The organism is Nocardia sp. NPDC051787, from assembly GCF_040681325.1.
Classification (GTDB): Bacteria; Actinomycetota; Actinomycetes; order Mycobacteriales; family Mycobacteriaceae; genus Nocardia.
Map to the genome: position 1 here is coordinate 34039 of NZ_JBFAYO010000036.1, position 25727 is coordinate 59765.

General features: G+C 67.1%; 30 protein-coding genes and 1 pseudogene. 16 read left to right on the forward strand and 15 right to left on the reverse strand.

All coding sequences use genetic code 11. From position 1 onward, the window contains the following. Positions 1–17: 17 nt before the first annotated feature. The gene (locus AB0M45_RS29155) at positions 18–857 is read left to right on the forward strand and encodes a hypothetical protein (RefSeq protein WP_364335873.1); all 840 of its coding nucleotides are present in this window, start codon (positions 18–20) and stop codon (positions 855–857) included. Positions 858–1034: 177 nt separating this feature from the next. Next, positions 1035–1460, forward strand: a complete 426-nt coding sequence (locus AB0M45_RS29160) for a hypothetical protein (protein ID WP_364335791.1) — start codon at positions 1035–1037, stop codon at positions 1458–1460. A gap of 99 nt (positions 1461–1559) precedes the next feature. Here AB0M45_RS29160 and AB0M45_RS29165 read toward each other — a convergent pair whose 3' ends face one another. The 5 genes from AB0M45_RS29165 to AB0M45_RS29185 form a co-directional block, all read right to left on the reverse strand. Continuing rightward, a complete protein-coding gene (locus AB0M45_RS29165) occupies positions 1560–2225 on the reverse strand; it encodes a TetR/AcrR family transcriptional regulator (protein ID WP_364335793.1) in 666 nt (221 codons plus the stop codon). A gap of 199 nt (positions 2226–2424) precedes the next feature. Next, entirely contained in the window at positions 2425–2961 is a 537-nt protein-coding gene (locus AB0M45_RS29170) for a hypothetical protein (RefSeq protein WP_364335795.1), read from the reverse strand. 79 nt (positions 2962–3040) lie between these two features. Beyond that, positions 3041–3265: a DUF397 domain-containing protein gene (locus AB0M45_RS29175; protein ID WP_364335797.1), complete on the reverse strand. Its 225-nt coding sequence runs from the start codon at positions 3263–3265 to the stop codon at positions 3041–3043. 54 nt (positions 3266–3319) lie between these two features. After that, positions 3320–3526 (reverse strand): DUF397 domain-containing protein, encoded by a 207-nt coding sequence (locus tag AB0M45_RS29180; protein WP_364335799.1) that lies wholly within the window; start codon positions 3524–3526, stop codon positions 3320–3322. Then, positions 3523–4422, reverse strand: a complete 900-nt coding sequence (locus AB0M45_RS29185; RefSeq protein ID WP_364335801.1) for a helix-turn-helix transcriptional regulator — start codon at positions 4420–4422, stop codon at positions 3523–3525. Before AB0M45_RS29185 ends, AB0M45_RS29180 begins: the two co-directional genes overlap by 4 nt. 153 nt (positions 4423–4575) lie before the next feature. On the opposite strand from AB0M45_RS29185, the gene AB0M45_RS29190 reads away from it, so the two are divergent. The 3 genes from AB0M45_RS29190 to AB0M45_RS29200 all read left to right on the forward strand — a co-directional run bounded on the left by AB0M45_RS29190 (position 4576) and on the right by AB0M45_RS29200 (position 5953). Beyond that, positions 4576–5151: a hypothetical protein gene (locus AB0M45_RS29190; RefSeq protein ID WP_364335803.1), complete on the forward strand. Its 576-nt coding sequence runs from the start codon at positions 4576–4578 to the stop codon at positions 5149–5151. Then, positions 5151–5495 (forward strand): hypothetical protein, encoded by a 345-nt coding sequence (locus AB0M45_RS29195; RefSeq protein WP_364335805.1) that lies wholly within the window; start codon positions 5151–5153, stop codon positions 5493–5495. Before AB0M45_RS29190 ends, AB0M45_RS29195 begins: the two co-directional genes overlap by 1 nt. Positions 5496–5617: 122 nt before the next feature. After that, positions 5618–5953: a DUF4254 domain-containing protein gene (locus AB0M45_RS29200; protein ID WP_364335807.1), complete on the forward strand. Its 336-nt coding sequence runs from the start codon at positions 5618–5620 to the stop codon at positions 5951–5953. Positions 5954–6026: 73 nt separating this feature from the next. On the opposite strand, the gene AB0M45_RS29205 is transcribed toward AB0M45_RS29200, so the two are convergent. Beyond that, positions 6027–6902, reverse strand: coding sequence for an RNA polymerase sigma-70 factor (locus tag AB0M45_RS29205; RefSeq protein WP_364335809.1), 876 nt, complete (start codon positions 6900–6902; stop codon positions 6027–6029). 177 nt (positions 6903–7079) lie between these two features. On the opposite strand from AB0M45_RS29205, the gene AB0M45_RS29210 reads away from it, so the two are divergent. Further along, the gene (locus AB0M45_RS29210) at positions 7080–7856 is read left to right on the forward strand and encodes an SDR family oxidoreductase (protein WP_364335811.1); all 777 of its coding nucleotides are present in this window, start codon (positions 7080–7082) and stop codon (positions 7854–7856) included. Between the two features lie 195 nt (positions 7857–8051). Here AB0M45_RS29210 and AB0M45_RS29215 read toward each other — a convergent pair whose 3' ends face one another. The 3 genes from AB0M45_RS29215 to AB0M45_RS29225 form a co-directional block, all read right to left on the reverse strand. Continuing rightward, positions 8052–9239: a hypothetical protein gene (locus tag AB0M45_RS29215; protein ID WP_364335813.1), complete on the reverse strand. Its 1188-nt coding sequence runs from the start codon at positions 9237–9239 to the stop codon at positions 8052–8054. A 111-nt stretch (positions 9240–9350) separates the two neighbouring features. Next, entirely contained in the window at positions 9351–9767 is a 417-nt protein-coding gene (locus AB0M45_RS29220; RefSeq protein ID WP_364335815.1) for a cytochrome c oxidase subunit 4, read from the reverse strand. Positions 9768–9781: 14 nt separating this feature from the next. After that, positions 9782–10915 (reverse strand): cytochrome c oxidase subunit II, encoded by a 1134-nt coding sequence (locus tag AB0M45_RS29225; protein WP_364335817.1) that lies wholly within the window; start codon positions 10913–10915, stop codon positions 9782–9784. A 364-nt stretch (positions 10916–11279) separates the two neighbouring features. On the opposite strand from AB0M45_RS29225, the gene asnB reads away from it, so the two are divergent. Beyond that, positions 11280–13223 (forward strand): asparagine synthase (glutamine-hydrolyzing), encoded by a 1944-nt coding sequence (gene asnB, locus AB0M45_RS29230; protein ID WP_364335819.1) that lies wholly within the window; start codon positions 11280–11282, stop codon positions 13221–13223. Between the two features lie 228 nt (positions 13224–13451). Here asnB and AB0M45_RS29235 read toward each other — a convergent pair whose 3' ends face one another. Beyond that, positions 13452–14420: a carbohydrate kinase family protein gene (locus AB0M45_RS29235; protein WP_364335821.1), complete on the reverse strand. Its 969-nt coding sequence runs from the start codon at positions 14418–14420 to the stop codon at positions 13452–13454. Positions 14421–14681: 261 nt separating this feature from the next. Next, the gene (locus tag AB0M45_RS29240; protein ID WP_364335823.1) at positions 14682–15032 is read right to left on the reverse strand and encodes an iron-sulfur cluster assembly accessory protein; all 351 of its coding nucleotides are present in this window, start codon (positions 15030–15032) and stop codon (positions 14682–14684) included. Positions 15033–15286: 254 nt separating this feature from the next. Between AB0M45_RS29240 and AB0M45_RS29245 the strand changes: the two genes are divergently transcribed. Further along, positions 15287–15901, forward strand: a complete 615-nt coding sequence (locus AB0M45_RS29245) for a DUF3043 domain-containing protein (protein ID WP_364335869.1) — start codon at positions 15287–15289, stop codon at positions 15899–15901. 20 nt (positions 15902–15921) lie between these two features. On the opposite strand, the gene AB0M45_RS29250 is transcribed toward AB0M45_RS29245, so the two are convergent. Beyond that, positions 15922–16083, reverse strand: a complete 162-nt coding sequence (locus tag AB0M45_RS29250) for a hypothetical protein (RefSeq protein ID WP_364335825.1) — start codon at positions 16081–16083, stop codon at positions 15922–15924. A gap of 86 nt (positions 16084–16169) precedes the next feature. On the opposite strand from AB0M45_RS29250, the gene AB0M45_RS29255 reads away from it, so the two are divergent. The 6 genes from AB0M45_RS29255 to AB0M45_RS29280 all read left to right on the forward strand — a co-directional run bounded on the left by AB0M45_RS29255 (position 16170) and on the right by AB0M45_RS29280 (position 21206). Continuing rightward, positions 16170–17150 carry a helix-turn-helix domain-containing protein gene (locus AB0M45_RS29255; protein WP_364335827.1) on the forward strand — a complete coding sequence of 327 codons (981 nt, stop codon included), beginning with the start codon at positions 16170–16172 and terminating at the stop codon, positions 17148–17150. A 176-nt stretch (positions 17151–17326) separates the two neighbouring features. Continuing rightward, positions 17327–17536 carry a TOBE domain-containing protein gene (locus AB0M45_RS29260; RefSeq protein ID WP_364335829.1) on the forward strand — a complete coding sequence of 70 codons (210 nt, stop codon included), beginning with the start codon at positions 17327–17329 and terminating at the stop codon, positions 17534–17536. A 44-nt stretch (positions 17537–17580) separates the two neighbouring features. Beyond that, positions 17581–18138, forward strand: coding sequence for a bifunctional adenosylcobinamide kinase/adenosylcobinamide-phosphate guanylyltransferase (gene cobU / locus AB0M45_RS29265; RefSeq protein WP_364335831.1), 558 nt, complete (start codon positions 17581–17583; stop codon positions 18136–18138). 266 nt (positions 18139–18404) lie between these two features. Next, entirely contained in the window at positions 18405–19484 is a 1080-nt protein-coding gene (gene cobT, locus AB0M45_RS29270) for a nicotinate-nucleotide--dimethylbenzimidazole phosphoribosyltransferase (RefSeq protein ID WP_364335833.1), read from the forward strand. Positions 19485–19635: 151 nt separating this feature from the next. After that, a complete protein-coding gene (locus AB0M45_RS29275; RefSeq protein ID WP_364335835.1) occupies positions 19636–20379 on the forward strand; it encodes an adenosylcobinamide-GDP ribazoletransferase in 744 nt (247 codons plus the stop codon). Between the two features lie 113 nt (positions 20380–20492). Further along, positions 20493–21206 carry an MBL fold metallo-hydrolase gene (locus AB0M45_RS29280; protein WP_364335837.1) on the forward strand — a complete coding sequence of 238 codons (714 nt, stop codon included), beginning with the start codon at positions 20493–20495 and terminating at the stop codon, positions 21204–21206. 1 nt (position 21207) lies between these two features. Here AB0M45_RS29280 and AB0M45_RS29285 read toward each other — a convergent pair whose 3' ends face one another. Together AB0M45_RS29285 and gcvT are read right to left on the reverse strand one after the other, a co-directional pair. Further along, the gene (locus AB0M45_RS29285) at positions 21208–22305 is read right to left on the reverse strand and encodes a branched-chain amino acid aminotransferase (protein WP_364335839.1); all 1098 of its coding nucleotides are present in this window, start codon (positions 22303–22305) and stop codon (positions 21208–21210) included. A gap of 360 nt (positions 22306–22665) precedes the next feature. Then, complete coding sequence (gcvT, locus tag AB0M45_RS29290; protein ID WP_364335841.1) at positions 22666–23766, reverse strand: glycine cleavage system aminomethyltransferase GcvT; 1101 nt, start codon at positions 23764–23766, stop codon at positions 22666–22668. A 163-nt stretch (positions 23767–23929) separates the two neighbouring features. On the opposite strand from gcvT, the pseudogene AB0M45_RS29295 reads away from it, so the two are divergent. Further along, positions 23930–24028: pseudogene (locus AB0M45_RS29295) on the forward strand (translation initiation factor IF-3); the annotation flags it as partial. 182 nt (positions 24029–24210) lie between these two features. On the opposite strand, the gene AB0M45_RS29300 reads toward AB0M45_RS29295, so the two are convergent. Continuing rightward, positions 24211–24816 carry a GNAT family N-acetyltransferase gene (locus AB0M45_RS29300; protein WP_364335843.1) on the reverse strand — a complete coding sequence of 202 codons (606 nt, stop codon included), beginning with the start codon at positions 24814–24816 and terminating at the stop codon, positions 24211–24213. A 110-nt stretch (positions 24817–24926) separates the two neighbouring features. On the opposite strand from AB0M45_RS29300, the gene AB0M45_RS29305 reads away from it, so the two are divergent. Then, positions 24927–25724: a TetR/AcrR family transcriptional regulator gene (locus AB0M45_RS29305; RefSeq protein WP_364335845.1), complete on the forward strand. Its 798-nt coding sequence runs from the start codon at positions 24927–24929 to the stop codon at positions 25722–25724. Positions 25725–25727 lie beyond the last annotated feature (3 nt).

Sequence of the window (25727 nt, forward strand, 5' to 3'; positions counted from 1 at the left end):
GGCCAGGGAGCACAGTCGTGGTGCCCGAGGGACGGTACGTCTTGACGATCCTTCCCGACCCACAGAAAGTGCAGGGCCGCAACCCGGATGCGACCACGGGCGACCTGAACCTCACCGCGCCGACAACGCTGCGTGGTGCGGGCCGCGACCAGACAGTACTGGATGCCAATGCGATCGACAGGGTGCTCAGTATCTCCGCGGCCGTGACGTTGACCGGATTGACCGTGACCGGCGGAGTCACCGCACAACACGAGATTCCCTACTACGACACCGGCGGCGGTGGAATTTCCAATTCGTCGAACCTCGTCCTCGATGATGTCGTGGTCCGGGGCAACAGCGCCGGGTACGGCGGCGGGATCTTCAACGTGCCGGGATCGGACCTACAGACGAGAAACACGACCATCACCGGCAACAGATCCGGCGAGGCGGGCGGTGTGCGATGCGATAACACCTGCACCTTCACCAACTCGACGATCTCCGACAACCGCGTGATCAATCCCGGAGTGTGGTACCGCCCAGGTGGATTCGCCGGACGCGGCGGCGGCGTAGACGTCCGGGGCCGCGGCGTGGTGACTTTCGATCGTGCCACCATCACCGGAAACAGTGCCTCGGACGCGGGCGGCGGCATCAACGTGGCGCCCGCCTACCTCGACACCCTCCCCCGCCAGGTGACGGATGTGGTCGATGTTCCGGTCGGCACCGTGATGTTGCGGAACTCCACCATCACGGGGAACACATCCGGTACCGCCCAGGCCAACTGCGCGAAGGTGTTCGCGAGGATCGTCTCCGAAGGTGGCAACACCAGCGACGATGCTTCCTGCGACCTCACCGGGCCAGACGACAGAAGCGTGCCCTAGTGCGGATACTGTGCACGGATGTGCGGTGACGATCTATTGGAGCTCTGGCAACAACGTTGGCCGCTGTGTGCCCCGTTGGCTGATGAGCTCGAGCATGCCTATCGGGATCGTTGGGTACGGTTCCATAGCCTGCCCGGGTCGAAGCGCTATCCAGAAACTGCTGGCGAGTACAGCGTTGTGCTCGATCGGTACAACACGGTCCTGGACGAGTTGTTCGCCGGGCAAGAGGTCTACCTCATCACGTGCGACTGGTCCAACCGTCCCGAGCCAGGCGCGCGGCCCGATGACCACGCACAATGGCATCCCGGTGCCCGCTACTGGACCTCGGTCTGCAATGACCCGGCCGAGACCGACGCCGAGTTCATCTCCTACACCCACCTGTTCATCAGCCGGATCCCCTGGCAGCACGGCGCTGTCGATGACCTTCTGCGCGCCGTCGCCGACGACGCCACCGCAGGGGTCATGATGTGTGATTCGTCCTTGGAACGGATTCACCATCCCTACGACGGCGGCGCGGATGTTCTGCTGCCCACTGCCGCCGAACGTGACACCCTGATGCATCGGCATGCGAGCTGGCTTTCCCATCACCCCAACGGTTTCTGAGCTCGCCGTGGCAACAGCCGCTCGATTTCCTGGCAGCGGCGGACTTTCGCGCGATGCCGGAGCAAGCCCACTCGACGGGTCGAGTTGGTCTGGAAAGTGTCATCCGTCGGCGGCAGACGTCGCCGAACCGAGCAGCGCGCGGTGGATGTACAGCACGGTGTCCTCGAGCTCGAGCAAGTCGCCTCCGGCCCGGAGGGTTCGGCGGACGGCCTCGTTGGTCGCATCGGTCACCGCCATGTACGCGTAATCCGGGACCGATGGATCGACTAGGCCCGCCGCTCCACGCCACGATCGGATGAATCCGGAAAACCAGCGTTGGCATCGTTCGAATGACTCGATCGCGCGCGACCCGGCCACGGCGGTCTCCAGATAGAACGAGCGGGCGAACGACGGTTCGTCACGCAATAGGGTGAGATATTCGCGAATACCGCGCCGAAGAGCCTCGAACGGCTCCACCGGTTCGGCGAATACCTGCCTCATCACGCGTTCGAGATGCTCGATCATCAGATCCCGGCCCGTCTCGGCCGCGGCGAGGAAGCACGCTTCCTTATCCGGGAAGTGCTGGTAGAACGTACGGCGCGAAACCTTGGCCGCCGCAGCGATATCCGCGATCGTCACGGTGAGATAGCCACGATCCGCGACGACAACCGTCACCCCGTACAAAAGCCGCTGCCGCTGCGACCCGGTCACCAGATCACGAGCAAGGCCATGCGGCCCGTGCGGCAACTCCGTCAGTGTCGGCTCCAGCAACTTCTTACGTTCCACCTGCACCTTGATATCAGGCGGGTCGGGGGCAGGGTGCGGGTACTGGCCGAGCCGGGCCAGGCAGATGGCTGGTCCGAAGGAACCGAGTTGTTCTGCGGATCGATCACCTCACCCTCGGACTGCGTCACCCCTTTCGCTGGTGTTGACGCCTTTTTCTTCGAACGAAACGGCTGGCGAACCGCCTCGGGCAGCTGACGCGTCAAGCAATCAAGGTTTCCCCGAGCCACGGGTGGCCGGGGTGGACCCGAGACAGCCAATCGGATAGCCGGGACCTTTGCGATCGGTCCATCGCGGGCAGCACACGCCGTAAGTCGGCTTCGTCTTTGTCGCGCCGTGCTTTTGCCTTGAACAGGAGCGCGACCTCCGGAGTTACATAGGGAATGCCCTCGCTGGTGTGGAGAATCAGTTCGTCGTACGGCAGGGTGATCGACGGGTCGCGGCGGCACACCCATCGATCGCCTACGTGCGGTTCACGAAACACGTCGAGGCGATAGCGCCCGGTCGCCGGTTCCCGTAACCAGGTCTGATGCTGGTTCGCCGCCTCCGCCGGAAACGACCAGACTCGGCCGTCGCCGACGACGTCCCACTCGAAGCCAGGGAAAGCGGCGGCAACCTCGCTGAATCTGTCTTGTGGGACGGAAATTTCGAGATCACTGTGTTCCCGGGCGTCTCCTCCGGTGAACAGATCGAGCGCCCACCCAGCCGCTATGCACCACGGGACCGTGACACCCGACATTCGCTCCGCGACTTCGGCGGGAGTCCACGCCGCCCAGAGCTCAGTGGCTTCCTCGGCAGAAAGCAGACGGCCGCCCACCTCAGGCAGGCGCTTTCTCGGTCGCGCGTACGAACTCACCGTCGATGACACCCGCCGTGAAGACAGCCCACTCGCCAGGGCTGAACAGCAGCGCCGGACCGGTCGGGTTCTTCGAATCCCGGACGCCGACCCGGACGCCGTCGAGCCACGCCACTTCCACGCAATCGGTCTGGCTGCCGCTGTAGCTGCTCGTGAACCAAGTAGCTCCGCACGAATCGATACTCATGTTCCCACCTCCGACATCCACCGCAGCGAACTACGCGGTTCCCCCACGCGATCGTCAGGGCTGGTTGAACTCGCCGTCGTTCACGCCTACGGTGAAAGCGTCCCACTCCCCCGGGGTGAAGACCAGCGCCGGACCGGTCGGGTTCTTCGAGTCACGAACGCCGATGTCGCCGCCTGGCAGCCACGCAACCTCTACGCACTGCCCGCCTGTCTCGCTGTAGCTGCTCTTGAACCAATCCACACCGGATAGACCAACGCTCACTTCTCATACTCCTTCGTCACCCGACGTATCAGTTCTCGGGTTCTCACTTCATCCAAGCACGAGCTTCGGATGTCCGAGGCAAGCTCACTATAGAGCTGCACCTCCTCCGGCTTCTCGAGGTAGACATCGGCTGACGGCCCTCCTTCGAGATAGATGATTGGAGGTTCGACGGGCTTGCCTTTGGCATTCGTCTCGAACTCCATGATGCTGAAGGGGCCGTGCAGGATGCCCCAGGTTGATCCAGCTTCGTACGGCTGAATCCGTACCGTGACGTTGGGGAGCTTGCTCACCTCGACCAAGTGTCGGCGCTGAGCAGCCATTACCCTGGGGCCGCCGATGTTTCGGTGCAGCGCGGACTCATGCAGAAGCAGCTCCAATTCCAGCGGGTTCCTCTTGCGTGTGATCATGGCTTGTCTCTTCATACGCAATTCGACGCGGCGGTTGATCTCGTCCGGATCGCCGCCACGATAGAACGCCGAGATCAGTGCCCGTGCGTAGTCGGGTGTCTGGAGGAGGCCATGGATCTGTTCGTGGTACTGCGTCAGCCGTCGCGCTGATGCCTCCAACCCGAGATACATGTTGAAAGTGTCGGAGAAGAGCCCGCCGTAGGCGTGATACCAGCTCTTCCGCCTGGCTAGCGCCGACAGATCGACAGCCATCCTCGCCTCTTCGGGAGGGACACCGTACAACTCGCACAGGGCTTTCACGTCCTGCTTGCGAATCCGCTGGTTCCGCCCGGTCTCGATTCTCTGGAGCGCAGACCTCGACAGGTCCGCCAGCTTGCCCGCCGCGTCGATCGTCAACGCTTCCTTCTCGCGCCAGTCCCGGAGGAACCGGCCGAGCTGTCGCCGGGGCAGTGTCGAGGCCGGGCCCTCTTCGTCGTCTTTGCTGCTCACGCTTATCCCCTCGTTCGTGAACTCGAATCACCTGCGCTTGGCAAGTGGGTCTGTTGTACCGCGCACGTGGGTCGAGTCGTGGGTAAATGAGCCAATTCGACTCGGGTTCCCGAGTTTGCTGATTCCGCGCGGCATCCGGTGGTGTGCTTGGTCATGGCGTTCGGCTCGCACAACACGAGTTTCGGACTTGGCAACACCCAATTGGCCGTAACTACAACAACTTCGGCTGCACCGCCTCAGTTTTCTGCCGCCCACGAACTAGCCCAGCAGGCAACGCACGTTGGGTGCCAATTGCCCGGACGCCGCACAGACCAACCCACCGATCGAGTTCCGGGGGAACGCATGACCTACACCAACATCATCAAACCACCGACCACCGACATCATCGCGCCGCCGACGACCGGCCGGCCGAAAGCCATTGGGTTCGTGCGCGGCGACGTGTCCGGACTGCACGCGCCGCGTCATGCGAACGAGGTGCAGCGGCACGCCCGCACGCTGGGCTACCAGTACGTCTACACGGTCCGACCATCAGCCGACGAGCGCGATCCGATCCGGTACGCGCTCGGCATGGCCGCTGGGCTCGGCGTCGAGATCATCGTCGTGTTCGATCTGGCGCACGTGGACAACCAGCCCGCGCTGATCTGCGATGCGGGCTATGACCTGGAAACGGTTTCACCGCAATGTACTTGGGCGCGTTCGGCATCCGGCATAGGGATCGGTGCGGCCTGATGAACGAAGTCACCCTCGTCACCCCGCCGAGCATCTGCGGCCTCGCCGAGATCGAGTTGGCGCACCGGCAAATGCAGCGGCACCGCACGTGCCGGATTGATCGCTGCGCATGGAAGTGGGCCGCATACTGCACCCTCGTCCACTACGGCCGCGTCAAACCGCCGGAATTGAGCCCACGCGAACGGGCATATCTGCGCGGCATCGCCTTCCCCGCCGTCGACAGCGACCACGGACCGCATCCGGAAGGCATGCCGAAAGCCCAGACATTTCAACAGGTTCTCGACGGGCTCAGCGCCCTGACACGGGACACGCGCCACCCATCCGGCGAGGGGAGCGAGCGGTGAAGGAGACCAGGCCACTCCTGCCTTCGAAAAACTTTGTGCTCGAAGCATGCACAGGCAACATCCGGCTGCCTCATCCGCTCCTCGAGACGGCGTATGAACTTGCCGCGCTCCACGAAGCACGCTTGGACACTCCGTATCCGGCACGGGAGGAAATCGACTTCCATCGCACGAGGCTGACTCGATACCTGGACCGCTGGGTCGCGTCCGCGCTGCCGCAGCCATCGGGCGCGGCATACATGCACACCGAGACGGTCGGCGCGGTGGTCGACCGCCTCGCGAGGTATTCAGTACTTGCCCACACCGCTTTGAACCGCGACACACAGCAGCCGCACATCCACTATGCATGGCAACAACTCGCCGAACTCTCACTCGGCTACGGCGATCTGTCCTTCGAACTGACCGCGGGCACCCGTCGTCTACCGAACTTCGTTGTACTGCAATCGGATAACCGAGCATGACGCTCCGAGAGCGATCGCGACTTCGGCACTCCAGCGGCACCTGTTCGTCCGTCGGTGGTGGCATTTCGAGGGATCAGCGGCTCACAGGAGTCTCCCGCTGCATGTACGACAGCTTCTCGGGGTTGCGCACGGCGTAGAACCCGGTGATGAGGCCGGCGTCGACCTGTACCGCCACGACGGTGTCGATCTGCCCGTTGTACCGGACGATCAGCGCTGGGTATCCGTTGACGTGTGCGGACTCGAGTGATGCTGCGGCGATCTTGCTCAGCACGCCGGCCACGCGGTCGGCGCCCACGACCGGAGCCAAGGCGGCCTGCGCGAGCCCGCCACCGTCGGTGAGGAGAACGACGTCAGGTGCGAGCCTGTCGAGTAGTCCTTGGAGGTCGCCGGTTTCGATTGCTCGTTGGAACGCGGCGAGCGCGTCTCGTGACTCGGCTGGGGAGACGATCGCGCGCGGTCGGCGCGCGGCGACGTGCGCGCGTGCCCGGTGGGCGATCTGGCGGACTGCGGCCGGGCTCTTGTCGACGGCTTGGGCGATCTCGTCGTAGGACAGGTCGAAGACCTCGCGGAGCACGAATACTGCCCGCGCGGTCGGTGCGAGCGTTTCCAGCACGAGCAGCATCGCCATGGACACGCTCTCGGCGAGCTCCACGTCGTCGGCGACCTCGGGCGCGGTGAGCAAGGGTTCGGGCAGCCAGGGGCCGATGTAGGACTCCCTGCGGCGGCCGAGGGTGCGCAGCTGCATCAGCGCTCGGCGGGTGACGATCCGGACCAGGTACGCGCGCTGGTCCTGCACGGTGTCGAGGTCGACGTCGGCCCAGCACAACCACGTCTCCTGCAGGACGTCCTCGGCGTCGGCGGCCGAGCCGAGCATCTCGTAGGCGACGGTGAACAGCAGATTGCGGTGGCCGACGAACGCCTGCGTGGCGCGGTCCATGGGTTTGCTCATGAGCGGATCCTGTCTGTTCGTTCCCCACTTCGGCACATGCAGTGGATGCCGGCCGGGCCCGTTCTGTGACAGCCACAACCGATGGCGTACGTCACATCGTCGCTCTGTCACGAGAACGCGGTCATCGGCATCTGGTGTTCGTTCGAAACACCCAGCTCCCACAGTGAGGACGCAGCCATGACAACTGGAGAACAGCACACCTCGGACCGAAAGATCGCGCTGGTTACCGGGGCGAACAAGGGCATAGGGCGGGCGGCTGCCGAGCAACTGGCCGCGCTGGGCATAACTGTCCTGATCGGTGCCAGGGATCCGCGGCGAGGCGAGGAGGTTGCTGCGGCGCTCCGCGGGGTGGGCAGCGACGGGCATGCGGTCATGCTGGACGTCACCGACCCGACCACCATCCAGCAGGCCGCCGAGCAGATCGAGGAACGCTTCGGCCACCTCGACATCCTGATCAACAATGCCGGTATCACCGGCTCCGGGCAGGTCGATCCGCAGGCGGCCTACGATCAGGTTCCCAGCACCGTCGACCTGGCCATGGTCCGCACGGTGTTCGAGACCAACGTCTTCGGGGTGATCGCGGTGACCAACGCCATGCTGCCGCTGCTGCGGCGCTCGCTGGCGCCGCGCATCGTCAACGTCAGCTCGCATGCCGCGTCACTGACCCTCGCCAGCGACCCGGACGGCCCCTTCGCCGCGCTCCTGCCGTCGGCCGCGTACAGCCCGTCCAAATCGGCGCTGACCGCGCTGACCGTGCAGTACGCCAACGAGCTGCGCAAGGACGGCTTCCTCGTCAACGCCGGCTGCCCCGGCTACGTCGACACCGACAGCAACAACCACACCGGGTTCCTCACACCTGCGCAAGGCGCCGCCGTGTTGGTGCGCCTGGCCACACTCGGCCCGGACGGTCCGACCGCCGCACTCTTCGCCGAAGAGGGCCCGGTGCCGTGGTGATGGCCGTAGACAACCGCGGACCGAACATGGAAATCAAAAAGATGTAACCACGGGGCATCGAGCCGCCTATTCATCCGCGAAACGGCCCCGCTGGGGTCGCCGGTAGGGCCGTTTCGGTAGTTCTCAGGCCGGTCGAGGTCACGGCCATCGGTTCGCGTGGTCGTCGAGGTGTGGCTATCCGAATTCTGCGCCCGGTCAGTCACCTGCGGCGGCATCGTTCAGTGCACGCAGGTCGGCCGACAGCTCGGCTTTCAGGGGTTCGACATGCGAGCGCAGTAACGGGCTTGTATCGCGAAGATACTCCAAGTCCTGAGTCGTCCGTTCGATTGCGGCTGCTCGTTCCGCGGCGCTGCCCTCCGCCGCGATCGTCTGGTTGTTGAGAACCCGCCATTCGGTCCCGGACTGGTCCAGCGCCTGTCGCAATGCTTCGCCGGGTGGCTGGTGCAACCCGATGAAATCGATGTCTGCTGTTGTGACATCGAACATCTGGGCTTCGATGAAGTGCTTGGCGCGAAAATCCGCTCCGAGATAGTCGCGGTCGATAGGAGGGATATCGTTCACTCCGACGCCATAGGAATATTCCGACGGGTTGTCCAGGGGGGAGGGTATCGACCGCTCCATCTCCACCAGCGAGTCACCGAACGTGATGGTCGTACGTGACCGCACTTCTGGCTTCAGGAAGATCTGATTGTCACCGTAGTCGAGCTCCGACAGCGCATCGATGGTGCCATCTTGTGATGGGCGCACGCCGTCCACGGCAATGTATCCGTAGACGGGTGGGTTTTCGTGGACGTGTGGGCCGAACCACTCGGCTTCGGCTTGGGCGCGATGGCCGACCGGGTTGCGTGATCCCCTGATTCGCCCCTCCTCGAGGATGGCCACGAGATTGTCGTCGCGGACACGGATAGCGATCTGCTTCCCGTCGAGCGCATCCTTCAGCTCTCGCCGCATCTGCTCACGCAACTCGGCGCTGTCTCGGCCGAGAGAAGCCGCTGTTTCGTCGATTCTCCGGTCGATGATGGCGTATTGCTCCAGCCGGGACAGCCACCGCTTGGATATGAAGTCAGCCAATTCCTCGTCGGTCGGTCCATTCTCGCCGAATCGTTGCCTCAGTTCGGCTTCGAGCGTCTGTCTGGCCGGGGTCAACGTCGCTCGGTCCGGCGGTGGAAAGCACAAATTCTGCCCGGGACCGGCATCGCTGGACCATTGACGTCGGATCGCGAGGGCGCCCTCCACGTCGCCGTGCGAGTGCTCATCGAGGACTTGCCGGACAACGCGGGCTGCGTCTGTGGGGATGCCCGCGAGGTCCTCGGCTCCTCTACTGGTCAGCCGTTTGAGATCGTTCAGGACCTGGACGAAGGCCCTGATGATGCCGTTGCTCAATCGGCCCTCACCACCGATCTGCCTCGTGGATGCCTTCGAGCCGCCCGCGCACCGGACACGCGAAACGGCCCCACCAAGATTTCTGGTGGGGCCGTTGCATTAGTTCTCGGATCAGTGCTTCTCGGGCCCGAGGTAGTACTCGAACACCAGCCCGGCCGCGGCGACCAGGACGCAGACCACGCCGATGCCGATCAGCCAGAACTGGAAGAACGCCAGGCCGATGGCGGTCACCGAACCGGCGGCGGCCAGGGTGATGGGCCAGAAGCTACCGGGCGAGAAGAAGCCCAGGTCGCCGGCGCCGTCCACGATCTCGGCGTCCTCGTAGTCCTCCGGGCGCAGGTCCAAGCGGCGTGCGACGAACCGGAAGTAGGTGCCGATGATCAGCGAGAGGCCCGCGGTCAGCACCGTGGCCGTGGTGCCCGCCCACTCGACCCCGGTGCGCGACTGGCCGGTGAAGAAGCCGTAGACCACCGCCACGACGATGAAGAACACCGTGAGCAGTTCGAAAATCCGCGCTTCGATCTTCATGTCAGATCAATTCCTCACTTGCTCTCGGCCGGGGCCGCGCTCTTGACGTCGCGCTTGGTGTTGAACGGCTCGGTGGAGGTGGCGACGGGGGACTCACCGATGGACTCGAGCGCCTCGGCGTTGGTCTTGCCCGCCTGGCGCGCGTCCAGGTACTTGGTGAACTTCTCCGGCGTCACCGCCCGGACCTCGAAGTTCATCATCGAGTGGAAGGTGCCGCACATCTCGGCGCAGCGGCCGACGAACGCGCCTTCCTTCTCGATCTTGGTGATCTGGAAGACGTTGTCGGACTGGTTCTCCTTCGGGTTCGGCATCACGTCGCGCTTGAACAGGAACTCCGGCACCCAGAAGGCGTGGATCACGTCCGCGGCGGCGAGCTGGAACTCGATCACCTTGCCGGTGGGCAGCACCAGGACCGGGATCTCGCTGCTGGAGCCGATCGTCTCGACCTTGTCGTAGTGCAGGTAGGACAGGATGTCGTTCTCCGGCTTGCCGTGCACCGGACCCGGCCGCGGGTGACCGTTCTCGGTCCGCTCCTCGTAGGCCTCGAGCTGTTCCTGGCTCAGCGCCTCACGCGTTGTGTCGATGCCGTCGAACTTGTAGCCGTCCTTGAAGTCGACGTTGCGGTAGCCGAACTTCCAGTTCCACTGGAAGGCGGTCACGTCGACCGTGACGTCGGGGTTGCTCACCTTCTCGTGCACGTAGTTCTGCACGACCACGGTGAAGTAGAACAGCACGGCGATGATGACGAACGGGATCGCCGTGTAGGTCAGCTCCAGCGGCACGTTGTAGCCGGTCTGGCGCGGGAACTCCGGCGAGTCCGCCTTCTTGCGGTGGAAGGCGACGGTCCAGAAGGTCAGGCCCCAGACCAGCACGCCCATCGCCAGCGCGGCGATGACCGACCAGGTCCACAGTTCCCGCATCCTGGTGGCCTGCGGCGTGACACCCGAGGGCCAGCCGAACCGCAGCCAAACATTGTCGATCGAGCAGCCCGAGACGAGCAGCGCGGTGATCCCCAAGGACACCGCCAGCCCGGCCCGCCGAAGGATGCGGCTTGAGGGACGGTTGGCCGGCGGAGCCGGCGGGGCGGGTGAATACCGCCGACCCTTCACGGGTCGTGCCCCGATCTCTTCGCTCGCCTTGTGCGCCACGCTCACGCCTTCCTGGTCGCCACACATTCCGACAGTGCATCGTCAGGGCTGCGATCGGCCCTGACGATACGTCCTAAGCTCGTTTCAGGGCACCCTCCGGGCCTGCGCTTTCTCGCGCGGGTCGCCTGAGAGAGACCTGAGTACTACGCAGCGTAGACCAAACGGACGCCCCGTTTGTCGTCGGGTCCGCTTCGACACCTCACCGAGCGCGGGCGGGTCACCGTCACCAGCGCTTCCGGCCGGGCCCGGTGCGCACGACGCGCGAACGCGCTATCTGGGGCATACTCGGACACTGGATTTCGTCCCCCTGCGCTCCGTCCGGTGAGCGCGTATCCCGACTGCGAGAAATGAGGTTGCCGACGCCGTGTGTGGACTGCTCGGATTCCTGGCATCTGACGAGGCAGCACCTGGCACGGTGGAGCAGGTCTACGAAGCCTTACACTGCGTGCGCCACCGCGGCCCGGACGAGCGCGGTACCTGGCACGACGAGCGCCTGATCTTCGGGTTCAACCGCCTGTCGATCATCGACATCGAGCACTCCCACCAGCCGCTGCGCTGGGGCCCGCCCGAGCAGCCCGAGCGCTACGCGCTCACCTTCAACGGCGAGATCTACAACTACCTGGAGCTGCGCGCGGAACTCGCCGAGGCGCACGCCGCCGAGTTCCCGGGCGGCAAGATCTTCCAGACCGAGGGCGACAGCGAGGCGATCGTCGCGGCCTTCCACTACTGGGGACCGGAGGCGGTGCGGCGGCTGCGCGGCATGTTCGCCTTCGCGATCTGGGACACCGAGACCCGAGAGCTGTTCCTCGCCCGCGACCCGTTCGGCATCAAGCCGCTGTTCCTGGCCACCGGGCCAGGCGGCACGGCGTTCGGCAGCGAGAAGAAGAGCCTGCTGGAGCTGCTGCCCGCGCTGGAGCTGAGCGACGCGCTCGACCCGCGCGCGCTGGAGCACTACACGGTGCTGCAATACGTGCCGGAGCCGGAGACGCTGCACAAGGACGTGCGCAGGCTCGAATCGGGCAGCTACGCCACCGTTCGCCCGGGTGCCGCGCCGACGATCACGCGATACTTCACGCCGAAGTTCCCGGTGCGTCCGTTCGCCCCCGGTTCCGCCGCGGCGCGCTACCGGGAGATCGCCGAGGCGCTCGAGGACTCCGTCGCCAAGCACATGCGCGCCGATGTGACCGTCGGCTCGTTCCTGTCCGGCGGCATCGACTCCACCGCGGTCGCCGCGCTGGCCATGCGGCACAACCCGAAGCTGATCACCTTCACCACCGGGTTCGAGCGCGAGGGCTACTCCGAGGTCGACGTGGCCGCCGAGAGCGCCGAGGCGATCGGCGCGCGGCACGTCGTCAAGGTGGTCTCCCCCGCCGAGTTCGCCCAGGCGATTCCCGAGATCGTCTGGTACCTCGACGACCCGGTCGCCGACCCGGCGCTGGTCCCGCTGTACTTCGTCGCCAAGGAGGCCCGCAAGCACGTCAAGGTGGTGCTCTCCGGCGAGGGCGCCGACGAGCTGTTCGGCGGCTACACCATCTACCGCGAGCCGCTGTCACTGAAGCCCTTCGAGAAACTGCCCCGCGGGCTGCGCAGGCTGGCAGGCAAGCTGTCGGACCGGATCCCGGAAGGCACCAGGGGCAAGAGCCTGCTGCACCGCGGCTCGCTCACCCTGGAGGAGCGCTACTACGGCAACGCGCGCAGCTTCAACGACGCCCAGTTGCGCGCCGTGCTGCGTGAGTTCCGGCCCGAATGGACCCACCAGGACGTCACCGCGCCACTGTACGCCCAGTCGCGCGGCTGGGACCCGGTCGCCCGCATGCAGCACCTGGACCTGTTCACCTGGTTGCGCGGCGACATCCTGGTCAAGGCCGACAAGATGACCATGGCCAACTCGCTGGAGCTGCGCGTTCCCTTCCTGGACGCCGAGGTGCTGAAGGTGGCCGAGGGCCTGCCGTTCGACCAGAAGATCACCAAGGAGACCACCAAGTACGCGCTGCGCCAGGCGCTGGAGGGCATCGTCCCGCCGCACGTGCTGCACCGCGCCAAGCTGGGCTTCCCGGTTCCCCTGCGGCACTGGCTGCGCGGGACGGAACTCTACGACTGGGCCCAGCAGCAGATCGCCGAGTCGCAGACCGGCCACCTGCTGAACAAGCCCGCGATCAGCGAGATGCTGGTCGCCCATCGCGCCGGGAACGCCGATCACAGCCGCAGACTGTGGACGCTGCTGGTGTTCATGGTGTGGCACGGCATCTTCGTCGAGGAACGAATCAAGCCGGAGATCCAGGAGCCGGTGTACCCGGTTTCGCTGTAAGTAGCCGGCGACTGCGCCAGTAGCCGCCGCCAACCCCATAACGCGACAACCAGGGGTGACCCGCCGCCGTCATCGACGGCGAGTCACCCCTGTTGAACGCAACAAGTGATTTCGTGAGCACATGGGTAACTCACCGTGTACGCCCAGAACTAGAGCGGCACCCAACGCAGGACCTGAACGCAAATCCCGCGCCACCCGCTTGTACGGCCTGAATACCCGGAGAGGCGGCTACAGCAGGGGTTTGATGTCGCCGGCGGCGTCGGGGCCGTAGGCGTCGGACAAGCGCTGGAGGGCTGTCTCCTTGTTCAGCGTCCACTCCTGGGTACCCATGGTCTCCAGTACCAGCACGGCGATCAGCGAGCCGAGCTGCGCGGAGCGCTCCAGGCTCAGCCCGGCGGTGTGGCCGGTGAGGAAGCCCGCGCGGAACGCGTCGCCGACACCGGTCGGCTCGACCTTCTCCAGCTCGGGCACCACGCCGACGGTCACCTCGGTGCCGTCGGCATCGACGATCCGCACCCCGTCCGGACCCAGCGTGGTGACGCGGATACCGACCTTCTGCGCGACCTCTTCCTCGCTCAGGCCGGTCTTCTGCAGCAGCAGCGCCCACTCGTATTTATTGGTGAAGAGGTATGCGGCGCCCTCGATCAGCTGCACGGACTGGTCGCCGTCCAGGCGGGCCAGCTGCTGGGAGGGATCGGCGGCGAACGGGATGCCGAGTTCCCTGCACTCCGCGGTGTGGCGCAGCATCGCCTCGGGGTCGTTGGCGCCGACCAGGACCAGGTCGAGTTCGCGCGTCTCGGCGAGTTCGGCGATGGAGATGTCGCGGGCCTCGCTCATCGCGCCCGGGTAGAAGGACGCGATCTGGGCCATGTCGTCGTCGGTGGTGCACACGAAGCGGGCGGTGTGCGCGCGATCGGAGACCAGCACGGTGGAGCAGTCCACCCCGCGCGATTCCAGCCACGCCTGGTACTCGCCGAAATCCGCGCCAACGGCGCCGACCAGCAGGGGCGTGCGGTTGAGCAGGCCCATCGCGTAGGCGATGTTGCCGCCGACGCCTCCGCGGCGGATCTGCAGATCGTCGACGAGGAAGCTCAGCGACACATGGTCGAGCTGATCGGCCAGCAGTACGTCGGCGAACCGTCCGGGGAAACGCATGAGATGGTCGGTCGCAATGGACGCGGAAACGGCGATGGACACGTGGCTGAGCCCTTCAACGGTAGGCGGCAGGCGGTCAAGACCGGACTCGCGTCCCGCTCTTACCGTGACGCGAGTCCAGTTTTACCGTAGCCGATCCGCCGCTCCGGATCTTCAGGCCGTACCAGTGGCGTGGCGCAGGATCCGTGTTCGGTACTGCGCTAGTGCCGCTTCAGTTTTGGGCGTTCCCGGCGAGTTACCCATGTCCGCACGAGATCAGGTGTCCCGTTCGGACCAGCCTCTCGGGGGCGGCCGGGACCTCCCTCAGTTGAAGGAGTCGCCGCAGGCGCAGGAGCCGGTGGCGTTGGGGTTGTCGATGGTGAAGCCCTGCTTCTCGATGGTGTCGACGAAGTCGATCGAGGCGCCCTGCACGTACGGAGCGCTCATCCGGTCGACGGCCAGCCGGACGCCACCGAAGTCGACGGTCAGGTCGCCGTCCAGCGCGCGGTCGTCGAAGAACAGCTGGTAGCGCAGGCCGGCGCAACCACCCGGCTGCACCGCGATCCGCAGCGCCAGGTCGTCGCGACCTTCCTGGTCCAACAGTGCCTTCGCCTTCGCCGCGGCGGCGTCGGTCAGAGTCACACCGTGGGTGGCGGTCTCGTTCTGCACAGTCATGAACTCTCCTCGAGGAACCTATGGTCGACCCGTGAACAGCGCACGGGTCGTGTCGGTCAACACCACTCGGCTGGCTGCTATTCCCCCATCTTGCCACCACCCGGTCCGCCGCGGCACGCAACCTCCGTGACCCCGCACACTCCCCGCGAATCGGACCGCGTTTCCCGCCACGCAGCCCATCGAATAGCCTGGTCGCTGTGAAATTGTTCCGTCGCGGCGAGTCCAGCACCACCGACGCGACCGCCGAATCGACGGTGGTCACGGACGGCGGCTCGGCCGCAGGTACCACCCGCACTGCGCCAACGGCTACCGCTGGCAAGGGCCGTCCCACCCCGAAACGCCGTGACGCGCAAGGCAAGCGCCGCGGCCCGATAGCACCCGCTCCGCTTACCGCCAAGGAGGCCCGCGCCCGGCGCAAGGCCGTGCGCGGCAGCAAGGAAGAGCGCAAGGCGGCCGCCGCCGAACGGCGTGCCGCCGCCCAGGACCGGCGCGCCCGCATGCTCGCGGGCGAGGACAAGTATCTGTTGCCTCGCGACCGCGGGCCGGTGCGGGCCTTCGTCCGCGACATCGTCGACGCCCGGCGCAACCTGGTCGGCTTGTTCATGCCGATGGCGCTGGTGCTGATCCTGTCGATGTTCGTCGCGCCCGCGCTGCAGACCATCGTCACGCTGGCCATGCTGGTGATGATGGCGTTCATGATCATCGAGGGCGTCCTGCTCGGCCGTGTGGTGAACAACCGGGTCAGGGAGCGGTTCCCGGACACCACCGACACCGGATACCGGCTGGGCTGGTACGCCTTCGTGCGCGCCTCCCAGATCCGCAAGATGCGAGCGCCGAAGCCCCGGGTCGGCCCTGGCGACGCTGTGTAGTTTCGCGGCAGGCCGGGCGTTCAGCGGTGGTGGGCGGCGCGGCCGACCATCGCCGCCAGCTCGGACCGGAGCCGCTCGGCGTCGCGGTCGATGACATCGGACGAGCCCGCGCGGCCTGTGCTGTGGGCGATCAGCGCGGCGACGGCCACGATGACCGCCAGGGAAACGAGAAAAGTAACCATGGCAGTAATTTTGCGGTCAGTGATTTACCGCCGAAAGTGGCCGTACAGACAATGTTCGTAAAAATACGGCCAGTAGACTGACGGGCATGCTGTCAAAGGTCGCCGTGGTGCTGTCCGAGCGTATGGCCATGTTCGAATTCGGGGTCATCTGCGAGGTTTTCGGCCTGGATCGCACCGCCGACGGACTGCCCGCCTTCGATTTCCGGGTGTGCGGCGCCGAGCCCGGCGTCCCGCTGCGCTCCACCAGTCCGGGGATCACCGTCACACCGGATTACGGGCTCGCGGAGCTGGCGAAGGCCGATCTGGTCGCCATCTCGGCCGCCTCGGTCAGGGGCGAATTCGATCCGCGCGTCGTCGCGGCCGTCCGAGACGCGGCGGCCGCAGGCGCCACCGTGCTCACGGTCTGCTCGGGAGCCTTCCTGGCCGGGGCGGCCGGGCTGCTCGACGGACGCAAGTGCACCACACACTGGCGTTATGTGGAGAAACTCGCCGCCGAGTACCCGGAGGCCACCGTCGACCCGGACGTGCTGTTCGTCGACGAGGGCGATCTGATCACCAGCGCGGGCACCGCCGCGGGCATCGATGCCTGCCTGCATCTGGTGCGGCGCGAACTGGGCAGCGGCGTGGCCAACGCGATCGCGCGGCGCATGGTGGTGCCGCCACAGCGTGACGGCGGGCAGCGCCAATTCATCGAACGTCCCGTCGCGGCGTGCACCTCCGACAGCCTCATCCCGATCCTGGAGTGGATGAACGAACACCTCGACCTGCCGCACACCGTCGAGGAACTCGCGGCCCGCGCCAACATGTCCACCCGCACCTTCGCCCGCCGCTTCGCCGCCGAGACCGGAACCACCCCGGTGAAATGGCTCACCAACCAGCGCGTTCTGCTGGCCGAGCAACTGCTAGAGGAAACCGGGCTCGGCCTGGAACACATCGCCACCCGCTCCGGCTTCGGCTCCGGCGCCCTGCTGCGCCACCACTTCCAACGCCTGGTCGGCATCGCCCCCACCGAGTACCGCCGCCGCTTCGGCCGGAGCACGGATAGCGCGGCGGAGACCTCAGCCTGAGCGCCCTGCGAAACCGCAGACCCCTTCATTGCGGAACCCCGCCCCGCCCGGCACGCTGCCGTGACCTTCGGCAACCCGGCCCTGGCGGAGCAGGACTACGCCGAGCATGTCCCCCGACCGACACCCGGCGCCCGAACCTCCGATCAATCAGCACCCCGCTACGTAGGATCGCGGACATGCGACTCTCCACACGTAACCAACTGCATGGAACAGTCGTCTCGGTCACCCGCGGCGAAGCGATGGCCGTCGTCCGTGTGCGCCTGACCGGCGGCGATGAGATCACCTCCGCGATCACCCGCGACGCCGCCGACGACCTCCAACTCGCCGACGGTTCCCCGGTCACGGTCCTCATCAAATCCACCGAAGTCACCCTCGGGGTCGACTAGAACCGCACCCGGCCGACCGCTATCCGATTGATACGGTGCCACCCGTGTCGCACAGTTCCTCGCCAGCAGCGCCGCGCCGCATCCTCGTCCTCGGTGGTGCGCGGTCCGGGAAGTCGGCATTCGCGGAGAATCTCGCGGATGAGGCCGGAGGGGCCGTGCGTTATCTCGCCACCGCGGTGCCCGACCCGGACGACCACGATTTCGCCGAACGGATCGCCCAGCACCGCAGCCGGCGACCGGCGAACTGGTCGACTGTCGAAAGCGCCGATCCAGCAAAGGTTCTCGCCGAATCCACGAACCGACCGTCCGTCCTGCTCATCGACGACATCGGCACCTGGCTGACCGCCCGCATCGATGCGCGTGAGGCGTGGGAGGCACCGCGCGGCACGATCTCCCCCGACACCGACGCCCTCGTCGCGGCCGTGGCCGCCTACCCGGGTGACCTCGTGATCGTGACACCGGAGGTCGGCATGGGCGTCATCCCCGCCACCCGCTCCGGCCGCCTGTTCCGAGACGAGATAGGCATCCTCAATCAACGCCTGGCACAGACCTGCGACGAAGCCTACTTCGTCGTCGCCGGTCTCCCCCTCCGCCTCAAATAGCCCGCACCGGCGCAGGCACGCCCTTCGCCGCCGTCGACTACCTCGCCTAACCTGCCCGGCAGCGAGCAGCCGGCCAGTCCGGTGGGGCGCTCGGCACCCCACCGTGCGTCCTCGGGCGAACCCTTCCAAGGAACCCACGGCCACCACGTCCGGAAGACGGGAGGGAGCCGGTTCGCCGTGTGCGGTCCGGCCGACGACGGGGATGGGCAATGGCAAGATTGGGCGGCGTAGTCGGCGGGACCCGCCATGACCGGAAAGGCTCGATAGTGACGCACGGATTCGGACCGGTAGCGCCTCCGGACGCACAATTTCGTGCGGCCGCCGAGCAGCGGCAGGCGCAACTGACCAAACCCGGTGGGGCGCTGGGCCGATTGGAGAAGCTCGGCAACTGGGTGGCGGCGTGCCAGGGCGCCTGCCCGCCGAGGCAATTCGAGCGCGCCCGTGTCGTCGTGTTCGCCGGGGATCACGGCGTCGCGCGGCACGGGGTGTCGGCGTATCCGAGCGAGGTCACCGCGCAGATGGTGGCGAACTTCCTGGGTGGCGGTGCCGCGGTGAACGCGCTCGCGGCCGTGGCGGGTGCGACGGTGCGGGTCGCGGACATCTCGGTCGACGCCGACACCGACCCGCAGGTGTCCAAGCACAAGGTGCGCCGCTCCAGCGGGACGATCGATCGCGAGGACGCGCTCACCGACGAGGAAGTCCAGTCGGCCATCGCCGCGGGCCGGGCCATCGCCGACGAGGAGATCGACGCGGGCGCCGACCTGCTGATCGCGGGCGACATGGGCATCGGCAACACCACCCCGGCCACCGTGCTCATCGCCACCCTCACCAACACCGAACCGGTGGCCGCGGTGGGCCGCGGCACCGGAATCGACGACGCGGGATGGATCCGCAAGGTCGCCGCCATTCGGGACGCGATGCGCCGCGCCCGGCCGGTGCTGAAGGAACCGGTCGAACTCCTCCGTGTCGCGGCCGGCGCCGACTTCGCGGCGATGGCCGCCTTCCTTGCCCAGGCGGCCACCCGGCGCACACCGGTCATTCTCGACGGCGTCGTCGTCACGGCAGCGGCTTTGGTCGCCGAAGACCTCGCCGCGGGCGCCAGCGCTTGGTGGCTGGCGGGCCACCGCTCCACCGAACCAGCGCATGCCCTCGCGCTCCGGCATCTGCGCCTGGAGCCCCTGATCGACCTGGACATGCGCCTCGGCGAAGGCTCCGGCGCCCTCACCGCCCTGCCCATCCTCCGCTCGGCCGTCGCGGCCCTCGCCGACATGTCCACCTTCGCCGAAGCGGGCGTCAGCACCGCCGACCCCGAACCTTCCACCCCCGCCCCGAACCTCCGCAAGTGAAGCCCTCCCGCGCCAGCGACACCCAGCCCCACTCATCGAGTGCGGGTTCTGTGAGTGGCACACCCTGGAGGGGCCTTCTCGCGTTTTGCCGCAGCCGTGTGCCACTCGTCGGGCGGGAACTGGGGGCGTCCTGTCCTGGATGGGGGTCGGTGTGAATGGGGTTCGGCTGGCGGTCTCGTGGCTCACGGTACTGCCGGTGCGTGGGCCGGATGATATCGATCGGGCGGCTGGACGCGCGATTCTGTTGGCGCCGATGGTCGGGGTGCTGCTCGGGGCGGGGGCAGCGGCGCTGCTCTGGGTGCTGACCTGGGCTGGTGCGAGCGCTTCGCTGGCCGGGTTGCTGGTAGTCGGTTCGCTGGCGTTGGTCACGAGGGGCATGCACCTCGACGGGCTCGCGGACACCATGGACGGGCTCGGCAGCTACGGGCCGCCCGAACGGGCCAGGCAGATCATGAAGAGCGGCGGGGCCGGACCATTCGGGGTCGCGGGAATCGTGTTCACCATTGGGGTGCAAGCGTTTTCGTTCGCCGCATTGGCCGACGCAGGCCGCTGGTCGGCGGTGATCGTCGCCGTGGCGACGGGTCGCGTCGCCGTAGTGCTCGCCTGCCGGGGTATCGCCGCCGCTCCCGGCACCGCATTCGGCGTCCTGGTCGCGAATACTCAATCGGCACTCGCTTCAGCGTGCTGGTCCGTGGCCGCCGTCGCCGCGGCGGTCCTGGCTGTCCCGGACTGCCCGTGGCTCGGTCCCGTCGCCGTGGTCGTCGCACTGGTCGCCTCGACCGTCCTCGTCCGCCACTGCGCCCGGCGCCTGGGCGGGCTCTCCGGTGACGTCCTCGGCGCCGTCGTCGAAACAACGGTGGCGCTCACCGCGGCGGTGCTGTCCCTCTCCGTCTGACCGGTCCCGCACCTGAACATCGATCCAGTTCGGACCGGGCCAGAGTCTGGGCCACTGAAATTTTTCCGGCCGTGGCGCGCGAAGCGTCTGGGTCGGGCAATAAGGTAACCGGTATGTCTTCTGAGCGCCTGTACTTTCGCCAGCTGTTGTCGGGACGCGACTACGCCGTGGGCGATCCGATCGCGACGCAGATGCGCAACTTCGCGTACCTGATCGGCGATCGGGAGACGGGCGAATGCGTGGTGGTCGATCCGGCCTACGCCGCGGGCGACCTGGTGGACATCGCCGAAGGAGACGGACTGCGGCTGAGCGGAGTGCTTGCGACCCATCACCACCCCGACCACGTGGGCGGCACGATGCTCGGCTTCACCCTGCGCGGCGTGCGCGAACTGCTCGAAAAGGCAAGCGTCCCAGTGCATGTCAACGCCAAAGAGCTGCCGTGGGTAGCCGGCGTCACCGGGATAGCCGAGAGCGAGCTGACCGGTCACGAGCACGGTGACAAGGTCACCGTCGGCGCTTTCGACATCGAATTACTCCACACTCCGGGGCACACGCCGGGCAGCCAATGCTTTCTGTTCGACAACCGGCTGATCGCCGGCGACACCCTGTTCGTCGACGGTTGCGGCCGCACCGATTTCCCCGGCGGCGACTCGGACGAAATGTTCCGGAGCCTGCGCTACCTCGCCGGACTCGCCGGCGACCCGGTGGTCTACCCCGGCCACTGGTATTCGGAGGAGCCCAACGCGGCACTGTCCACTGTCCGGGACAAAAACTACGTCATGCGCCCGCAGACCCTGGAGCAGTGGCACATGCTCATGCCGGGCTGAGTCACATCCGGCGCATCCACCCGTGGATATCGGCGAAGGTGCCGCGCTGGATGCCGGTGAGGGTATCGCGCAGGGCCATGGTGACCTCGCCGGGCTCGCCGCCACCGATGGTGAACTCGCCCTCGCCGGAACGGACCCAACCGACCGGGGTGATCACCGCGGCGGTGCCGCAGGCGAAAACCTCGGTGATCTCACCGGATTCGGCGCCCTTGCGCCACTCCTCCACGGAGATCTTGCGCTCCTCGACCGGGTAGCCGGAGTCGGCGGCCAGAGTCAGCAGCGAGTCGCGGGTGATGCCCGGTAGCAGCGAGCCGGACAGCTCCGGGGTGACCAAGCGCGCCTCGGAACCGGATCCGAAGACGAAGAACAGGTTGTTGGTGCCCATCTCCTCGACATAGCGGCGCTCGCAGGCGTCCAGCCACACCACCTGATCGCATCCCTTCGCCGAGGCTTCGGCCTGGGCGAGCAAGGAGGCGGCGTAGTTGCCCGCGACCTTGGCCTCACCTGTGCCGCCCGGCGCGGCGCGCACGTATTCGGTGGACAGCCACACGCGCACCGGCTTCACACCGCGCGGGAAGTACGCGCCCGCCGGGGAACCCAGCAGCAGGTACTTGTACGAGGCGGCTGGTTTCACGCCCAGGCCCGCTTCGGTTGCGAACATGAACGGGCGCAGGTACAGCGATTCCTCGCCACCCGCAGCGGGCACCCAGTCCCGGTCGACCTCGAGCAGTTGCCGCACCGACTCGATGAACAGCTCGTCGGGCAGCTCGGCCATCGCCATGCGACGAGCCGACCTGCGGAAACGCGCCGCGTTGGCGTCGATGCGGAAGCACGAGACGCTGCCGTCGCTCTGGCGGTAGGCCTTGAGTCCCTCAAAGATGGCCTGGCCGTAATGGAACACCATCGTCGCCGGATCCAACGACAGCGGGCCGTACGGCTCGACCCGCGCGTTCGCCCACGCGCCGTCGACATAATCGATGGAGACCATGTGGTCGGTGAAGTACCGCCCGAACCCAGGCGCCGCCAGTACCTCTTGTCGCCGCTGCGCCGGAACGGGCGCGGGATGCGGAACACGGGTGAACTGTGCGGCAACGGTCATGCCGACGATCCTATCCGGACCGATTCGGCCATCTACTCACGGTCCACGCCCTACTTGCCAGGTAACTGCCCGGTCGCACGCCGCGCTCAATTGCCCAACGGCCGCCCGCTGGTCGGTCCGCGGCGTTGCGGGTCCAGCCGATTCCCCACTCCGCACCGCCCGCCGCGCCCGCGCGGCGGAAGCGGCGATCACCGCAGTCCACGCCGTACTCGCTCGGTCGGTGTCTCGGTCACCCCCGCACTCAATTGCCAACGCACCCTCCCTGGCCGCGCCGGCGCGGCAGCGGTCCGGCCGACCTCGTTGACGATCCGCACGGCTGCCGTGTCCGCGCGCGGCACCAACCTGCGGCGTGGCCGCTGACTACTTGGTCTTGATGTCCACGAAGGGTGGGCGGACGACTTCGCAGCGCAGGCGACGGCCGCGGACGTCGACGTCGACCTCGGCGCCGGGCTCGATCGCCGCCGAAGTGTCGAGCAGGGCCAACGCGATGCCGGCCTTGAGGGTGGGCGAGAAGGTGCCGGAGGTTGTTTCGCCGACCGGCTCGCCTTCGCGCAGCACCGCCTGTCCTTGTCGCAGTACGCCGCGGTCGAGTGCCTTCAGCCCCAGTAGGATTCGGCGCGGACCGGCCGACTTCTCCTGCTCCAGCGCGGCTTTGCCCCAGAACTCCGGCTTCTTCCAGCCGATCGCCCAGCCGCAGCGCGCCTGCACCGGCGAGATTTCCAGGGAGAGTTCGTGCCCGTGCAGCGGGTAGCCCATCTCGGTGCGCAGCGTGTCGCGGGCGCCGAGCCCGGCGACCTGTCCCTCGGCGGCGCGCACCTGATCGACCAGGGCGCGGAACAACGGTTCGGCGTCGTCCCAGCGCGGCAGCAGCTCGTAGCCGTGTTCGCCGGTGTAGCCGGTGCGGCACACCCGGATGGGGCGACCGTCCCATTCTGCGTCGGCGTAGGCCATGTACTCCAGGTCCGTGGGCAGGCCGAGCGCGGTCAGCACCTCGGTGCAGCGCGGGCCCTGCACGGCGAACACGGCGTAGTCGCGGTGCTCATCTGTCACGGTGACGCCTTCGGGCGCGGCCTTGTGCAGTTCCGCGACGACCGCCGCGGTGTTGGCCGCGTTCGGCACCAGGAAGATCTCGTCGTCGCTCACGTAGTAGGCGATCAGGTCGTCGATCACGCCCCCGTCCGGCGCGCAGCACAGCGTGTACTGCGCCTTGCCCGGCCGGATCCGGCCGAGATCGTTGGTGAGGGCCGAATTCACGAACGCCGCGGCGCCGGGCCCGCGCACGGTCGCCTTGCCCAGATGGCTGACGTCGAACAGCCCGACCGTCGTGCGGACCGCCTGATGCTCGGTCACCGTCCCCGCATAGGACACCGGCATCTCCCAGCCGCCGAACGGCGCGAACGTGGCACCCAATTCGACGTGCACGGCATGAATGGGTCCTCGCAGCAGGCTCGTCTCGGTCACCCAGCCGAGCTTATCCGCAGCCGAGGCACCGGCTCGTCGCGGAACCGCCGAGTCCGCTCGGGAATCGCACTCGCTCAGCACCGCCCGTAGGCACCGGCCAACCGAACCATCCGCTCGTGCGGCGCATATCGATCAGCCCGGGGTTCCACGTGTCCGGGCCCGCTTCCGGCTGCTGTAGCGGCCGGCGTCCGACGTCGCCGACCTCGGTTTCGTGGGAACCGGGTCCGAGCAAGACGGTCGCAACATGACCATGGTGCTCGCCTCCAGCTCGTGGCCGGGCAGCGTCCGCGCGGCCGGGGCGGCGTAGCCGAGATCCAGCAGCACCCCAATGACTGTGTCCGCGCCCCGGGTCCCGGCAATCGGCACCGTGCCATGTACGTCCGGCATCGGGAAACCCACCGCGATCCGCGTTTCTCGACCAGGTGATTCGAGTCGCGATCCGCGCTAGGGCCGAAACCACATCGGGATGAGGGTCGGACCGTTCTCCGGGAGCGTGTGAGTTGTTCCGGTTGGGGCGAACCCGGACCGGCTGTACAGGCGAGCGGATCGTTCCGTGCTCGCTTCCAGGAATGCCGGGACCGATGCTTCGGACGCCGCTTTCAACCGCTCGGCGAGGATCGCGGCACCTGCCCCTTTGCCCCGATGTTCCGGCACCGTGACGATCACTTGCAGGTACCGGTGCGGGAATTCGCGCGGGTGTTCCCTGGCCAGCAGATCGGTCAGCAGCGAGACGCGCTCCAGCACCCGCATGCCCGGCGACTGATCGGCCATCGTCCGCGTTTCGGCGGCCTCGTCCGCGAACCGCTGGACCGATGTGACGTGCTGCCAGATCGAGATCGACCAGATCTCCTCGCCCGCCCCCGCCACCCAGATCTCATCGTCCCGCAACGCGCGGTCGATCAATCCCGGCACGAAGGCGGTCCGAACGCCCGCGTCCTGTTGTCCCTCCAGCACCCACGCCGTCACCACCTCGTCCGCGCTGGCCGCGCCGAACGCCTCGATGAGCGCGTCGCGGTCGGTGACACTCGCCTGCCGAGTGGTGATCTCCATGGCCGTCCCTTTCGATGTGAACGTCGTGTGTGATCGCAAATCTATGCAGGCCAAAGGCTCCCTTGCTAGCATTTCGTCACACCTGTTCGTGTGTCGAAACGAGAGCCGCCATGACGTGCGCCATCTGCCGCAGCGAACTCACCCAGCCCGCCCGCGGCCGCCGGCGCAGGTACTGCTCCCGGTCCTGTCAGGCCCGCGCCTACCGCGCCCGCCGCGCGGCCGTCCCGGTCCGCCGCGCGACCCGCCCGACCCGGCTCACCAAGGTCGGCATCGCCCGCACCGCTGTGGAACTGGCCGACCAGGACGGTATCGATGGCCTCACCATGCGCCGGCTGGCCAGTGCGCTCGGTGTCGCGACCGCCAGCCTCTACCGTCACTTCCCCGACCGGGAAGCGCTACTGGCGAGCATGGCCGAGCTGATGCTGAACGAGATCCCGCCACCGGGCCCGCGCTGCCGCGGCTGGCGTCGTCGGCTGCGGCACGAAGCGCAGGAAGAATGGCGCCTCTACCGCGAGCACCCGTGGATGCTGCCGCTCTTGGCGCGGACCCGTCCGCCGGTGAGCCCCGCGATGCTGGACATCCTGGAACGAAACTTCGCCGCACTCGACCGTGCCGACCTGGACCGGCGGACCGTCATCGCGATCTATCTCGCGTTGTCGGGCGTGGTCCAGGGACTCGCGCTGCTGTGGAGTTCGGAGCGCGTCGACCGTCTCGGTGATCCCAGGGAGGCACCCGCGCTGCGCGACGATCTGGCCGAGCTGCTCGACCCCGCGGTACGTCCCGTCCTGCACCGCTTCTTCGGCGACGAGGGCTCCGGCTTCGACATGGACTTCGACGACCTGCTCGCCACCGCGGTGGAACTGCTCCTCGACGGCGTCGCGGTGCGCCATCTGGAATCGACCGAATAGCCT

Coding starts and splice junctions, on each gene's coding strand:
- AB0M45_RS29175 (WP_364335797.1), bottom strand. CDS start 3,265: ATGAGTATCGATTCGTGCGGAGCTACTTGGTTCACGAGCAGCTACAGC.
- AB0M45_RS29240 (WP_364335823.1), bottom strand. CDS start 15,032: ATGACTGTGCAGAACGAGACCGCCACCCACGGTGTGACTCTGACCGAC.
- AB0M45_RS29250 (WP_364335825.1), bottom strand. CDS start 16,083: ATGGTTACTTTTCTCGTTTCCCTGGCGGTCATCGTGGCCGTCGCCGCG.
- AB0M45_RS29195 (WP_364335805.1), top strand. CDS start 5,151: ATGAACGAAGTCACCCTCGTCACCCCGCCGAGCATCTGCGGCCTCGCC.
- AB0M45_RS29300 (WP_364335843.1), bottom strand. CDS start 24,816: ATGGAGATCACCACTCGGCAGGCGAGTGTCACCGACCGCGACGCGCTC.
- AB0M45_RS29210 (WP_364335811.1), top strand. CDS start 7,080: ATGACAACTGGAGAACAGCACACCTCGGACCGAAAGATCGCGCTGGTT.
- AB0M45_RS29170 (WP_364335795.1), bottom strand. CDS start 2,961: ATGTCGGGTGTCACGGTCCCGTGGTGCATAGCGGCTGGGTGGGCGCTC.
- AB0M45_RS29190 (WP_364335803.1), top strand. CDS start 4,576: ATGGCGTTCGGCTCGCACAACACGAGTTTCGGACTTGGCAACACCCAA.
- AB0M45_RS29305 (WP_364335845.1), top strand. CDS start 24,927: ATGACGTGCGCCATCTGCCGCAGCGAACTCACCCAGCCCGCCCGCGGC.
- AB0M45_RS29220 (WP_364335815.1), bottom strand. CDS start 9,767: ATGAAGATCGAAGCGCGGATTTTCGAACTGCTCACGGTGTTCTTCATC.
- AB0M45_RS29255 (WP_364335827.1), top strand. CDS start 16,170: ATGCTGTCAAAGGTCGCCGTGGTGCTGTCCGAGCGTATGGCCATGTTC.
- AB0M45_RS29205 (WP_364335809.1), bottom strand. CDS start 6,902: ATGAGCAAACCCATGGACCGCGCCACGCAGGCGTTCGTCGGCCACCGC.
- AB0M45_RS29285 (WP_364335839.1), bottom strand. CDS start 22,305: ATGACCGTTGCCGCACAGTTCACCCGTGTTCCGCATCCCGCGCCCGTT.
- AB0M45_RS29280 (WP_364335837.1), top strand. CDS start 20,493: ATGTCTTCTGAGCGCCTGTACTTTCGCCAGCTGTTGTCGGGACGCGAC.
- AB0M45_RS29260 (WP_364335829.1), top strand. CDS start 17,327: ATGCGACTCTCCACACGTAACCAACTGCATGGAACAGTCGTCTCGGTC.